The sequence below is a fragment of the Staphylococcus marylandisciuri genome, assembly GCF_025519785.1.
In the GTDB taxonomy this organism is placed as follows: Bacteria; Bacillota; Bacilli; order Staphylococcales; family Staphylococcaceae; genus Staphylococcus; species Staphylococcus marylandisciuri.
Map to the genome: position 1 here is coordinate 24,082 of NZ_JAOPKZ010000011.1, position 14,198 is coordinate 38,279.

Genomic DNA, 14,198 nt, shown 5'->3' on the forward strand with positions numbered 1-14,198 from the left:
CACAAAATATTATAACTTATCTGTGTATAAGGTGGATAACTGCAAGGTCTTTTAGCACACTTTTTGGGAAATAATTGCTCGACTAAATAAACAACGATGTATAAAACTGTTATAATACACGTGGGAATTGTTATAGTCGTGAATCATTTCGTTAATATAAATCGCAATATAGGGGCAGCTATGCGAGGTAAAAATCTGCTTGCTTTATAAAATTGAATTTGTTATATTGTAGTAGTTGCTTGAATTATGAGTAGAATTCACATTAATTAAATCAAGACATAAACGATCAGACGATAGGATCGTATCTGTACGGTAACCAATTATCGATTAATATGGAGGTGTACTGAATGGTCAAACGTACTTATCAACCAAATAAACGTAAACACAGTAAAGTTCATGGTTTCAGAAAACGTATGAGCACTAAAAACGGACGTAAAGTATTAGCACGTCGTCGTCGTAAAGGCCGTAAAAAATTATCAGCATAAGACTGATGGAGGCTGGGACATAAAGGTCTTTAACTAGAGAGAAAGAGGCTGGGACATAATGTAATGTCTCAGCCTTTTTCAGCATCTTGGCAGTAGATGACTGATTTGAAAATGCGCTTTTATCAAGCTTTTTTCAATTCTAGTCATCCTTGCCGGGGCAGGACTACGAAATCTATTTATTCAAATTAGATTTCTGTCCCGCTCCCTTTTTTATGGGGAGAGTAAACGATTCTTATATAAATGAATAAATAGCAGGTGAACCCTAATGGAAAAAGCATATCGAATTAAGAAGAATAATGATTTCCAAAAGGTATATAAAAAAGGGAAATCTGTGGCGAACAGGCAATTTGTGGTTTATACGAGAAAGAATAAGGACTTAGAGCACTTCAGGTTAGGTATCAGTGTTTCTAAAAAATTAGGTAATGCAGTGCAGCGCAATAGGATAAAGCGGGCTATTAGAGAAAACTTTAAGGTTCATAAAGATGATATTATTCCTATCGACCTTATAGTGATCGCTCGGCAACCTTCTAAAGAAATGACTACGCTTCAAATTCAAAGCAGTTTAGAGCATGTATTGAAGATCGCTAAGGTCTTTAATAAGAGGATAAAGTAGTTAATAGACTGCGGGCAGTGTTAGGGCAGACAAACGTCACACTAACCTGTCAAATAATTAAACAAGTTGCTCGCATTATTACACTAAAGTGATTACAATATTATAATGATCATTTCGTAAGCGAGGAGGCGAGAATATGATGGATTTAGATACGATAACGAGTATTTCGACACCTATGGGAGAAGGAGCCATTGGTATTGTGCGTTTATCTGGACAAGATGCTATTCAAATCGTAGATAAGTTATATAAAGGTAAGAAAAGCCTTGCTGAGGTGTCTACTCATACCATTAACTATGGACACATCGTAGATCCTGAGACAGGCGAGGTAGTTGAAGAAGTCATGGTTTCAGTGCTTCGAGCGCCTAAGACATTTACGAGAGAAGATATCGTAGAAATAAATTGTCACGGTGGTATCCTTACAATTAATCGAGTATTAGAACTTACTATGACACACGGCGCTAGAATGGCTGAGCCTGGTGAGTACACGAAGCGCGCTTTTCTCAATGGACGTATTGATCTATCACAGGCAGAAGCGGTGATGGATTTCATCCGTTCAAAAACGGATCGTGCCTCTAAAGTAGCGATGAATCAATTAGAAGGCCGACTTAGTGATATGATTAAACGCCAACGTCAATCTATTCTCGAAATCCTTGCGCAAGTCGAAGTTAACATTGACTACCCTGAGTATGATGACGCAGGTAATGCGACGACTGAGTATTTACTTGGTAAATCTCGTGAAATTAAAGAGCAATTAGAGCGACTGCTTCAAACGAGTACGCAAGGCAAGATCATGCGTGAAGGGTTATCAACAGTTATTGTAGGTAAGCCTAACGTTGGAAAGTCCTCAATGTTAAATAATTTAATTCAAGATAATAAAGCGATAGTTACAGAAGTAGCCGGCACAACGCGTGATACGCTTGAAGAATATGTCAGTGTTAGAGGTGTCCCATTGCGTTTAGTAGATACTGCTGGTATTAGAGACACTGAAGATATAGTGGAGCGTATTGGGGTGGAACGTTCTCGAAAAGCATTAAGCGAAGCTGACTTGATATTGTTTGTACTTAATTATAATGAACCGCTCTCTGTTGAAGACCGTAAATTATATGAGGTTATCAAAGATGAAGATGCTATTGTCATCGTAAATAAAATGGATTTAGAGCAGAAGCTTGATTTAGAGGAAGTTAGAGAAATGATAGGCGATCTTCCGCTGATTGAAACGTCTATGTTAAAGCAGGAGGGTATAGACGAGCTTGAAACGCAAATTCGCGACTTATTCTTTAGTGGAGAAGTCCAAAATCAAGATATGACGTACCTTTCAAACTCACGCCATATTTCGTTGATCAAACAAGCAAGTCAATCAATTCAAGACGCTATTGAGGCAGCTGAAGCAGGTATACCAATGGATATGGTACAAATAGATCTTACGCGAACTTGGGAAATTCTAGGAGAGATAATTGGAGAATCAGCAAGTGATGAGTTAATCGATCAATTATTTAGCCAATTCTGTCTCGGTAAATAAGAAGGAGGTTTAAAGATGGCACAACAATATGATGTTGTAGTAATCGGAGCGGGTCATGCAGGTATTGAAGCGGGCTTAGCTTCTGCTCGTCGTGGTGCAAAGACACTCATGCTAACAATTAATTTAGATAATATTGGCTTCATGCCGTGCAACCCTTCAGTAGGAGGTCCTGCTAAAGGGATAGTCGTTCGTGAATTAGATGCGTTAGGCGGCCAAATGGCTAAGACAATTGACCGTACTCATATACAGATGCGTATGTTGAATACAGGTAAAGGTCCGGCTGTGCGTGCGCTACGTGCTCAAGCTGATAAAGTGTTATATCAACAAGAAATGAAACGTGTGCTCGAAGATCAAGATAATTTAACTGTTATGCAAGGCATGGTGGATGATCTGATTATAGAAGATGATCAAATCAAAGGTGTGCGGACGAATATAGGTACTGAATACCACGCAAAGGCAGTAGTTATAACTACAGGAACTTTCTTGCGCGGAGAAATTATACTAGGTGAAGTGAAATACTCTAGTGGACCGAACCATCAATTACCTTCCATTTCACTTGCAGATCAACTGAGAGATCTCGGTTTTGAAACAGTTCGTTTTAAAACAGGAACGCCGCCGCGTGTAAATTCTAAAACTATTGATTACAGTAAAACAGAAATTCAACCAGGTGATGACGTAGGGCGGGCGTTTAGTTATGAAACTACAGAATACATCTTAGACCAACTTCCTTGTTGGCTCACTTATACAAACGGCGATACTCATCAAGTTATCGATGACAACCTTCACTTATCGCCGATGTATTCTGGAATGATTAAAGGTACCGGGCCAAGATATTGTCCATCCATTGAAGATAAGTTTGTGCGTTTCAACGATAAGCCACGTCATCAACTATTCTTAGAACCTGAAGGTCGTTCGACAAATGAAGTTTATGTACAAGGATTATCTACAAGTCTTCCTGAAGATGTTCAAAGACAAATGTTAGAAACGATTCCAGGATTAGAGAAATCAGATATGATGCGCGCAGGTTACGCGATAGAATACGATGCGCTCGTACCGACCCAATTGTGGCCAACCCTCGAGACGAAGAAGATTAAAAATCTCTATACAGCGGGTCAAATTAATGGCACGTCTGGTTATGAGGAGGCCGCTGGTCAAGGGATTATGGCAGGCGTTAACGCAGCCGGACGCGTGTTAGGTAAGGAAGAGAAAATCTTAAGTCGCTCAGATGCTTATATCGGTGTGTTAATAGATGATTTGATTACAAAAGGAACGAATGAGCCTTATCGCTTACTCACATCACGTGCTGAATACCGTTTATTGCTGCGCCATGATAATGCTGACTTGCGTTTAACTGATTTAGGATATGAATTGGGTCTAATTTCAGAAGAGCGTTACGAGTCTTTTAATAAAAAAAGGGAAATGATTAAATCTGAGCAACAACGCTTGAGTGAGATACGTATTAAACCGCAAGCCCACGTACAAGAAATTATTGAAAAACATGGTGGTTCTAAACTTAAAGATGGTATACTTGCTATTGATTTATTAAGACGTCCAGAAATGACTTACGACATCATTCTTGAACTACTTGAAGAAGAACATCGCTTGCCTAAGGAAGTAGAAGAGCAAGTCGAGATTCAAACTAAATATGAAGGTTATATCAATAAATCATTACAACAAGTCGAAAAAGTTAAAAGAATGGAAGCGAAAAAGATTCCTGAAGACCTCGATTACAGTAAAGTGGATAGCTTAGCATCTGAAGCGCGAGAAAAACTAGCGGAAGTGAAACCTTTAAATATTGCTCAAGCCTCACGAATTTCAGGTGTTAACCCAGCAGATATTTCAATTCTATTGGTTTATCTAGAACAAGGAAGAATTCAAAGGGTGAAACAATAACATGAGTTTAGATTGGCTAACAAAGAGTTTAAGCGAACATGATATTGAGTTAAGTGATAAGCAAAAAGAACAATTTCAAACGTACTATGAGATGTTAGTAGAGTGGAATCAGAAGATGAATTTGACTAGTATTACTGATGAAGCGGAAGTATATTTGAAACATTTCTATGACTCACTCACGCCTAGTTTCTATCAGGATTTCAACCAGCCTTTATCTATTTGTGATGTAGGAGCTGGGGCAGGATTTCCTAGCATTCCGTTAAAAATAGTTTTTCCTGAAATTAAAGTAACTATTGTAGACTCATTAAATAAGCGAATACACTTTCTAAATCAACTTGCAGATGAATTGAAACTGACTGATGTCAGCTTTGTACATGACCGTGCAGAGTCTTATGGTAAGGGAGACTATCGGGAGTCTTATGATATTGTCACGGCGCGAGCAGTTGCTCGTTTAACTGTGTTGAGTGAATTGTGTTTACCTTTAGTTAAAAGGGGAGGACAATTTATAGCAATGAAGTCCTCTAAGGGTGAAGAAGAACTTGAAGATGCCCGCTTTGCTATAGGTCTTTTAGGTGGTAAAGTACGTGAAATTGAAACCTTTGAATTACCTGAAGGTGCTGGAGAACGGCAGATGATATTTATAGATAAACGCACTAAGACACCGAAAAAATATCCACGAAAACCAGGAACACCAAATAAATCGCCTCTGGTTGAATAAAGTATAAATGCTGAATGTACAACAAATCATTTAGAGGGAGCGCATAACTCATGAAAAAACCTTTTTCTAAACTATTTGGTTTGAAAAATAAAGAGGAAATACTCAGCGATGTTGATGAAGACAAGAATAGCAAAGTGGAGTCTGTACCTGTAGAGCGGATTGTTCCCAACCGCTATCAACCGCGACAAATCTTTGAACCTGAGAAGATTAAAGAACTTGCTGAATCAATAGAAGAACACGGTTTATTGCAGCCTATCGTAGTGCGTTCAATCGAAGAAGGTATGTATGAAATTATAGCGGGTGAAAGACGATTTAGAGCTTTATCACTACTGCAATTTAAATATGCAGATGTTATCATTCGTCAATTAAATGATGAAGAAACTGCTGTAGTAGCGCTCATCGAAAACATTCAGCGTGAAAACTTATCAGTAGTTGAGGAAGCTGAAGCTTATAAGAAACTATTAGATATCGGCGATACGACGCAGGGAGAATTAGCCAAAAGTGTAGGAAAGAGCCAAAGTTTTATTGCTAATAAGCTGCGTTTGTTGAAATTAGCTCCTAAAGTATTAGATAAATTAAGATATGGTAAAGTAACTGAGCGTCATGCTCGAGCATTGCTCAGTTTAAATCATGAAGAACAGGAACAATTCGTTGATATTATCATTCAGCAGAAATTAAACGTCAAGCAGACTGAAGCGCGAGTCAAAAATAAAAGTACTTCTGAAAAAGTAAAAGCTCAAACATTTGGTTTCACAAAGGATCTGACAGAAGCTCGTGATAAAGTTGGTCAAAGTATTGAAAGCATTGAACAAAGTGGCGTTCACGTCGAACACCAAAGTAAAGAGCATGATGATTATTACGAAATAAAGATTAAACTATATAAGCGTTGATTGTGATAGAGGTAAAGATGTAAGTGCTTATCATTGTAAGAGATGAGGAATTTAAGCACTTTATGTCTTTACTTTTTTTATTGAGAGAAATGTTTAACGTGAAACATAGTGGTGAGCTTACCTTATCGCATGCGGAAATAGAGCTATATGTGATAAATTTAAACAAACTCAACGAATATATTAAGGGGAGGACTTGTTATGACTGAACGTGAATTGCCAACGCTTGAATACAAAGGGGATGCCACTAGCGCTGTACCATTGCTTGACAGTGAGAAAGGTATTCAGACAGTTACTGCAGAGCCGTGGTTAAAAATCTCAGATGAAGGACTGCAATTAGAAGGTCTGTGTTTTGATAGAGATCATAATTTGTTTCTATGTGAAGTATTTGGTGGGAAGATCTTTAAGGTAAATTTACCGGAGAAAGAAGTCCAGCACGTGTTTACTTCGGAAAAGGATAATCCTGCTTCAGTTAAAATTCATAAAGATGGTCGCCTTTTCATCTCTTGTTTAGGAGACTTTAAAGATTCTGGGAGCATTATTGCGACCCAAACAGATGGGAGTCAACTTGAAGAAATCATCTCTGAAATTAATACAGAATACTGTGTGGATGATCTGGTATTTGATAGCAAAGGTGGCTTTTACTTTACAGATTTCCGAGGTTATTCGACAAATCCATTGGGCGGTGTTTACTATGTTTCACCTGACTATCGACAAATCACACCAGTTATTCAGAATATCGCTGTAGCGAATGGAGTTGCTTTAAGTACTGACGAAAGAATATTATGGGTGACTGAAACGAACGCTAATCGTTTACATCGTATTGAATTATTAGACGACGGGGTAACGATTGCTCCGTTTGGTGCAAAGATACCATATTACTTTACTGGTCATGAAGGCCCAGATTCATGCTGTATTGATAGTGATGACAATCTATATGTAGCTATGTACGGGCAAGGGCGTGTGCTTGTATTTAACAAATATGGACATCCAATTGGACAAATCTTACTTCCTGAACGAGAAAAAGGTAAAATGTTGAGATCGACGCATCCGGCCTTTATTCCAGGCACCGATCAACTCATTATCTGTTCGAATGACATCGACAATGGGGGAGATTCTTGGTTGTTTACAGCACGCGGGTTTGCTAAAGGCCATGATAGTTATCAATTTCAATAAGTAAGGGTAAAAGTAGGATCATAGTTAATTCAAACTTTGAATATATCATTCTACTTTCTAATAAGCGGAACTTTAATACAATGGCGAGATTTCTATATTTTAATTGGTTATATGAAGCAACAATTATTTGAATTTGTTAGCTCTATATTAAGTAGGAGTAGTGATTCAATTACCGATCATATTTAGTTTAGAGTATAAATATTAGCTATGAAGAAATCTATTGGTATAGGTTTCTTCATAGCTAATCTAAGTATGTGTAATCTTGTAAGTAATAAATTTGGTTTTTTCAAAACACCATCTTACATTAAAATTTTTAAAGATTTATTTCTATAATTAGAGATAGATTAAATAATCCAATTAAAATCAATTAATATTTGTTTTATTTTCTTATACTTTTCTGGAGTGATTTTAATCGAATTATTACTGTTTGATTTTAAAATGTAACATTTATTATACTCGTCGAATACTATACTTTTAATACTTTTTAAAGAAATAAGTAATGATCTACTTACTAAGATAAATCCATAAGAATAGAGCTTTTTTTCTAAATCTTTTAAGGATCCACTATACGAAAGTGTTTCTTTATCATTTAAATTTATATTTATTTTTCTATCACGATATTCTACAGTTGTAATTTTATCAATTTCTAAAAAATATAGAGAGTTTCCTTTTTTAATACAAATTTTCCTATTTTTCAGATTATTAAGGTCAAATTTATTTTTCCATCTATATTTGAAATGAAGTAAACACTTCTCTAATTTAATAGGCTCTATTGGTTGTATCAAATAATCAAATGGGTGAGCTTCAAAACTTTTATGAGCATGTTTGGAATCAGACGAAAGGAAAACTATTTGAACATGTTTATGTATTAAACTTATATTATTGGCTATATCTATATAGTGATTATTATTTGGATTTATTTTTAAAAATATTAAATCTATATCTTTCTTATCAAGGATATTTTTACCTTCAATATAATCATTAAATGTGCCTTTACACGATACAAATGAAAAATAAGACAAATATACTTTTAATTCCTCTCGAGTAGTTACGTTGTCGTCTATAATAATAGTGTTTATCTTCTTCATAACCTCAAATTTCATCCCTTTATCGATAAAGTTAAAACTAAGCTCGCCTTATCAATATAGCATAATCATTGCTTAAAATCATTATTATTAAGTTAAATTTTAAAAAAAATATTGATGATTCATAAAATTAAATTGGTAAGACATATATTAGACTATAGGCTATTGTTATAAATAAAGTGACTTCAATAGAATTATCTCTCATAAAAAAATAAAATATTTAAGTACCTGTGTTATCCAAGGTACTCTTAAATTAATATATATTATAGTTCAAAAAATCCGTAGCTCTTTTAAAAACTACGGATTTCGCCTTTTCATGATACTAATATCATATTAATAAGTAAAAAATAAACTTTCACTTTATGATATTTTATTAGCGGTTTAACATATTCATATTTACGAGCAACAAGTAAAAATAAATTGGAAAGAATTCATATGGCATTCATGTGATACAGTTGGTATTACTCCTGACTTCCTCTTCTTCTTCTTCTTAGCACCTAAGATTTCATTTAATTCATCCTCTTGAACCTCTTCTAATAAACTTACTACTTCACTATCTCTCATAATTTTAGAATCTTTCATGATTTTTACCTCCTATCTTTAATGCTTAATACACTTTTAATATTACATGATATTTATAAAGTGTAAAATTGCATAAAACACCTATCTTCATAAACAAAGTCTACAATTAAGGTAATAATATGTGGTTCTACATGATTAAATAAATATATCTATTATTATTAGTTTTAAGCTGCAAAATTCTTCTTGTAGTATGAGCTTAGTCATTTAATAGTAGAAACTCATCAAAAAGGTAACGATCTACTTATTTTTTATAACTTTATAAAAGAGAAATATTCATACATTCTAAACCTAATTTCATTCATCAGGAAGGTATGTTAAAGCAAATTTATAAAATGTCTGATATGGATTAAGATAGTTAATAATAGGAGATGGTAATTACTATGAGTAGCGTTAAAATTGAACAATTTAGAGGTTTTTCAAATTTCATTTTAAATAATTATTCTAGACAAGAACTTAATACATTAATTGATTGGAAATATTTAAGATCTATCATTTTAGATATTTGTGGGAAATCATTGATTGTTTTAATTAACGAAAAAAGATTGAATAGAAAACTCGAAGGAAAAACGTCTGAAGAACGATATAAATATTTTGATGAAGAGTTATGTGAAAAAGGGTTTATATATGAGGAGTTAAAGCAGACTTACCCCTCAATAATAGATGATTTACATCATAGTTTGAATTCATATTTTTCTTTGTTAAAAGAAATTGAAAATAAATTCAATCAAGATAAAAAGAAGCTTTTAGAAGCAAACTTAATAAAAGACGAAAATGAAAAAATTTGCCACCTCAGTATTTTAGGGGATTTGCATGGAGGTAAAGCAGTGACCAAAGTTACCACTGATAAATCCCAAATATTATATAAACCTAGATCATTAGAAAATGATAGTTTCTTTTTAAAATTTTTAGAATTTATGTACAGTTTTCAGAAAAATGAAATATCAACATACTATAAGTTTAAATTCATAGGTTATACTAACCATGGTTGGATGGAATATATTGAAAAACAACCTACCTCTAAAAGAAAAATAAGTATGTATTATAAAAGATTAGGATACTTATTATCCATAGGGTATTTATTAAATATAAGTGATTTACATTTTGAAAATATACTATGTTCCAGTAATTTTCCGATATTAATTGATTTAGAAACTATATTTCATACTTCTATATATGATCCAGAATTTCGTAATTTTGCTACAAAAAATATAGAAGAAGAAGCCAGTAATTCTGTATTCGCTACTGGAATGTTACCGATATCAAAAAAAGATAAAAAATACGGTGGTGATATAAGTGGTATATTAGGTGGAATATTTAATAAACATGAAAGAACTATAATTAATCCTAATAGAGATGATATAAAATTTCAAAAGAGGTTAATAAGAGTAAAAAGAAACGATCATATCCCATTTTATATAGAAAATGGTAAAAGAAAGAGTTTTTCTCCTGAAATATTTATTGAAGATATACAAGAAGGTTTTAAATATGGCTACAAATTGTTTCTTGATAACAAAAAAGAAATAATGCGCTATATAAGAAAAATATCATCAGAAGTTGAAGTAAGAATTCTGCCAAGAAGTACAATTGAGTACTCAGTACTAATACAAGCTGCTAAATCACCTCTTTATGCTAATAATAGAGAGAGCTTGTTTAGCAAGTTAGAAAAATATGGAGGAGATTTATTAAATAGTAAATTAATAAGCTCAGAAATAAAACAAATAAAAACCCTTTCGGTACCCTATTTTTATACTAAGGTTCAAAGTGTATCGGTAAAGGATATTGAAAATAATACTGTACATTATTTGCCGAAAAATCCACTCAATGTATTTTTAGAAAAAACTCAAAGATATTCTTTGAAAGATTTATTATTTCAATGTAAGTTAATAAGTTTTTCATTAGAAAGTCAAGATAAATTATTTATTAACGGTAAAAAATTTATAAATTATGAATATGAAAAATCAAATTTAGATAATATTGATAATGCAATCGATAATTTAGTAAATATTATTATTGATAGTGCAGTGATAGATGAAATTGATGGTTCTGTAAATTGGATGAATTTAGGGATATCGAAAGAAGAAGAGATTATCTTTGAAAGCTTATCTGATGATATATATAAGGGATTGTCTGGAATAGGAATAGCTTTGTTAAAATACTATGAAACTAACAAAAACCTTAAAGATACCCCTAGGCTAATAAGAATACTAAGAAGTATTTATTCTTCAATATTAAGTGATTTAAGTATTAATTCTAGTGAAAATAAGGATTTATCTTTTTTTAATGGCGAAATGGGTAAAATTGCATTTTTATATAGATATCAGATTAAGTTCGAAAGAAATTGCGATATGAGCAAAAAGTATATGAAGTCTATTTTAGACTCTATTTTAACTAGTGAGTTTGAACTGAATGATATTATAGCTGGTTTGCCAGGTATTATTTCATATTTATATAATCAAGAAATATTTTCTCTAGAACTTGTTAAAATGGGAGATAAACTATTAGAAGGTTTAGATAGTAACCTAACTATGGCTAGCTATGCTCACGGTAAAAGTGGGCTAATTGTATCATTATTATACTTATATGATTTAACTAAAGAAAAAAAATATCTAGTTAAATTTTATGAGGAATGGAAAAAAGAGAATACATTAAAGTTGAAAATTGGATGGAAAGATTTAAGACAAGATAAGGATACTTATTCTGTATCGTGGTGTCATGGTGTTACAGGACAACTTATAAGTAGACTAGTTGCTTTAGAAATTAATGATAAAACAAAAATATTTAATACTGCAAGTAAAGAATTAATACAAAAAGAAATTGACGAGTTACTTTGCTTATTGAAAGAAGAAGGATTAGACCAAAATAATTTTTGTCTATGCCATGGAGTTATGGGGAATTTATGGGTTTTAAATTACTATCAAAAAAAATATGAAAGCACAAATATTCAGTTGAAAAATGAAATAGAAAGCCATTTTTGTTCAGTAGCAAATTTTGGTTTAAATAAAGGATGGATATGTGGTTTAGGAGATCACTTTTATTCTTTTAGTATTATGACAGGAATATCAGGTATTTTATATGCTTTTTCAAAATACAAAGCAGAGGATAATGAATTAGGTATTTTGTTACCAAACGTATAGTTTGAAAGAAGGTGATGATAATTGAAAATTGCATTACAAAATAATGATCAAGACTGTTTATTAGCTTGTTATTCAATGATTTTGAGTTATTTTGGTAAAAATGTATCTATAAGTAGACTATACAAAAGAGAGATGATACCACCTGATGGACTATCGATATCTTATTTAAAAGATTTAAACATTAAGTATAAACTAGATATGAAAGTATATAGAATTAAAGATAAAGAAAAAACATTTCAAGTAATGAGTAAAATAAAAAAACCCATAATAGTGCATTGGGATTTGAATCATTTTGTCGTAGTAATGAATGTTAAGAAAAACTATGTAGAAATAGTTAACCCAGAAATAGGAAAAGTGAACGTTTCAAAAGAAGTATTTTTGGAACACTTCTCAAATGTTTTATTAATGTTTAACCCTCAGAGAGGTTTTATAAAAGGAAAAGAAGATCTCGAGTTCTTTGGCTATTTAAAAACTGTTTTAATTAATAAAAATATAATTTTATTTTCGGCATCAGTGATATTAGCCCAAATTGTAGTGCTAATTTTTTCAATAGTTATTAGAAATATAATAAACCAAAAATATACATACCTTATATCATTATCAATGATAGTAATAATTATTATCATTCAAATGTTTTCTTTTATTTTTAAGCAAGAAGCCCAAATCAAAGAGAATAAAATATATGAAAAAACTATTTCTTATAATATGTTTAATGCATTATTTAACAAGCCATTATTATACTTTAGAAATAGTACAATAGACACTGTGATGGAAAAGATAAATTTAAAAACTATCATAAAAGATACTATACTACTTAAAATATTACCATCGTTTTTAAGCTTCTCTACCGTTTCAGTATTGTATTTATATATGTTAACTGTCTCACTATTATTATCATTATTACTTCTAGGTATGTTTATTATATATTCGTTAATCAGTATATTTATATATATTAAGAAAAATCAATTGAATATCGAGTATGGGGAGAGAATAATACAATTTAGCTCATTAGCTCAAGAATCATTAAGTCAAATTGATCAAATTAAGGCTCAAGCTCAAGAATCATCAACTATAAACACATGGAAAGACAATAACTGGAAAATAGTTAATGCTTATAATTCAATTTTGAAAATTGAAGGAATATCATATACATTTAATCAAATTTTTAATTACAGTAGTGTAATACTTTTAATGATTATTGGTATTCATCTTACAAAATATGGAAATATAACTATAGCAGATTTAATTTTATTTCAATCTGGTATCTCTATATTTAATTCATCCGTTTCACAATTACAAGATGTTATGTTTGAATTTTCAAAAATTAAAGTTACAGGCGAAAAAATCAACGACTTATTTATAGAAAGTAATACTCAAAGAATAGTAAGTGAGCAAGAATCTGATAAAGCAGTATCACTTAAGAATGTTAAGTTTGGTTATGTTGAAAATAAACCTATATTTGAAAATATCACCTTCCAAATAAAAAAGGGGGAAAGAGTAGCTATAGTGGGTAACTCGGGGTCTGGTAAAAGTACTATGTTAAATATTTTATTAAGTCTTTATACATACACCGGTGAAATTGTATACGGTTATAAAGATTTCAGGAAAGTAACAGGAGTTGTCTTACAAAATATGACGTTAACTAAAGAATCCATTTATAATAATTTGGTAGATGGAGGAAAAGCCGACAATATTCATAGACTAAACCAAATATTATGTGATGTAAACATTATAAACTTAATAAATTCTTTACCTAATAAAATATACTCGTGTGTATTGCAAAATGGCAAAAACCTATCTGTTGGTCAAATTCAAAGATTATTAATCGCAAAATCTTTATTTAATAAAAAGTTGATTTTTTGGGATGAAGCTCTTAGCAATTTAGACCCTAACAACCGTATAAATATATATAGAAATGTTTTAAAAAATGATCAATATAACGATAAAACTATAATACTCATAAGTCACCATTTAGATGTTTTATCATATGTCGACAAAGTAATATTCATTGAAAATGGAAACGCATTTTTTGGAACACATGATGAATTAATTAAAAGTAATAAAGGTTATAGGATATTTCTAGACCTTGCTAATACTAATAATTAA

Annotated in this window: 11 protein-coding genes; 9 read left to right on the plus strand and 2 right to left on the minus strand. The window is 31.9% G+C overall.

Annotation, left to right across the window (positions count from 1 at the left end; translation table 11 throughout):
• Positions 1-347 precede the first annotated feature (347 nt).
• The 7 genes from rpmH (at position 348) to N9R04_RS07300 (ending at position 7,291) form a co-directional block, all read left to right on the plus strand.
• Positions 348-485 carry a 50S ribosomal protein L34 gene (gene rpmH, locus N9R04_RS07270; RefSeq protein WP_262856054.1) on the plus strand — a complete coding sequence of 46 codons (138 nt, stop codon included), beginning with the start codon at positions 348-350 and terminating at the stop codon, positions 483-485.
• A gap of 265 nt (positions 486-750) precedes the next feature.
• Entirely contained in the window at positions 751-1,098 is a 348-nt protein-coding gene (gene rnpA / locus N9R04_RS07275; protein WP_262856055.1) for a ribonuclease P protein component, read from the plus strand.
• Between the two features lie 139 nt (positions 1,099-1,237).
• Positions 1,238-2,617 (plus strand): tRNA uridine-5-carboxymethylaminomethyl(34) synthesis GTPase MnmE, encoded by a 1,380-nt coding sequence (gene mnmE, locus N9R04_RS07280; protein WP_262856129.1) that lies wholly within the window; start codon positions 1,238-1,240, stop codon positions 2,615-2,617.
• A 15-nt stretch (positions 2,618-2,632) separates the two neighbouring features.
• Entirely contained in the window at positions 2,633-4,510 is a 1,878-nt protein-coding gene (gene mnmG / locus N9R04_RS07285; RefSeq protein ID WP_262856056.1) for a tRNA uridine-5-carboxymethylaminomethyl(34) synthesis enzyme MnmG, read from the plus strand.
• Position 4,511: 1 nt separating this feature from the next.
• On the plus strand, positions 4,512-5,228 hold the full coding sequence (gene rsmG, locus N9R04_RS07290) for a 16S rRNA (guanine(527)-N(7))-methyltransferase RsmG (protein ID WP_262856057.1): 717 nt from the start codon (positions 4,512-4,514) through the stop codon (positions 5,226-5,228).
• Between the two features lie 50 nt (positions 5,229-5,278).
• Entirely contained in the window at positions 5,279-6,118 is an 840-nt protein-coding gene (gene noc / locus N9R04_RS07295; protein WP_262856058.1) for a nucleoid occlusion protein, read from the plus strand.
• Positions 6,119-6,316: 198 nt separating this feature from the next.
• Positions 6,317-7,291: an SMP-30/gluconolactonase/LRE family protein gene (locus tag N9R04_RS07300; RefSeq protein ID WP_262856059.1), complete on the plus strand. Its 975-nt coding sequence runs from the start codon at positions 6,317-6,319 to the stop codon at positions 7,289-7,291.
• 344 nt (positions 7,292-7,635) lie between these two features.
• Here the strand turns inward: N9R04_RS07300 and N9R04_RS07305 are convergent, their stop codons facing one another.
• On the minus strand, positions 7,636-8,394 hold the full coding sequence (locus N9R04_RS07305; protein ID WP_262856060.1) for a LytR/AlgR family response regulator transcription factor: 759 nt from the start codon (positions 8,392-8,394) through the stop codon (positions 7,636-7,638).
• A gap of 378 nt (positions 8,395-8,772) precedes the next feature.
• Positions 8,773-8,958 carry a lacticin 481 family lantibiotic gene (locus N9R04_RS07310; protein WP_262856061.1) on the minus strand — a complete coding sequence of 62 codons (186 nt, stop codon included), beginning with the start codon at positions 8,956-8,958 and terminating at the stop codon, positions 8,773-8,775.
• Positions 8,959-9,338: 380 nt separating this feature from the next.
• Between N9R04_RS07310 and N9R04_RS07315 the strand changes: the two genes are divergently transcribed.
• The gene (locus tag N9R04_RS07315; RefSeq protein WP_262856062.1) at positions 9,339-12,092 is read left to right on the plus strand and encodes a type 2 lanthipeptide synthetase LanM family protein; all 2,754 of its coding nucleotides are present in this window, start codon (positions 9,339-9,341) and stop codon (positions 12,090-12,092) included.
• Positions 12,093-12,113: 21 nt separating this feature from the next.
• A complete protein-coding gene (locus tag N9R04_RS07320; protein ID WP_262856063.1) occupies positions 12,114-14,198 on the plus strand; it encodes a cysteine peptidase family C39 domain-containing protein in 2,085 nt (694 codons plus the stop codon).

Bases quoted from the DNA above. Each gene is read 5' to 3' on its own strand.
- rsmG (WP_262856057.1), top strand. From the start codon at position 4,512: ATGAGTTTAGATTGGCTAACAAAGAGTTTAAGCGAACATGATATTGAG.
- N9R04_RS07310 (WP_262856061.1), bottom strand. From the start codon at position 8,958: ATGAAAGATTCTAAAATTATGAGAGATAGTGAAGTAGTAAGTTTATTA.
- N9R04_RS07300 (WP_262856059.1), top strand. From the start codon at position 6,317: ATGACTGAACGTGAATTGCCAACGCTTGAATACAAAGGGGATGCCACT.
- N9R04_RS07305 (WP_262856060.1), bottom strand. From the start codon at position 8,394: ATGAAATTTGAGGTTATGAAGAAGATAAACACTATTATTATAGACGAC.
- rpmH (WP_262856054.1), top strand. From the start codon at position 348: ATGGTCAAACGTACTTATCAACCAAATAAACGTAAACACAGTAAAGTT.
- mnmG (WP_262856056.1), top strand. From the start codon at position 2,633: ATGGCACAACAATATGATGTTGTAGTAATCGGAGCGGGTCATGCAGGT.
- noc (WP_262856058.1), top strand. From the start codon at position 5,279: ATGAAAAAACCTTTTTCTAAACTATTTGGTTTGAAAAATAAAGAGGAA.
- mnmE (WP_262856129.1), top strand. From the start codon at position 1,238: ATGGATTTAGATACGATAACGAGTATTTCGACACCTATGGGAGAAGGA.
- rnpA (WP_262856055.1), top strand. From the start codon at position 751: ATGGAAAAAGCATATCGAATTAAGAAGAATAATGATTTCCAAAAGGTA.
- N9R04_RS07315 (WP_262856062.1), top strand. From the start codon at position 9,339: ATGAGTAGCGTTAAAATTGAACAATTTAGAGGTTTTTCAAATTTCATT.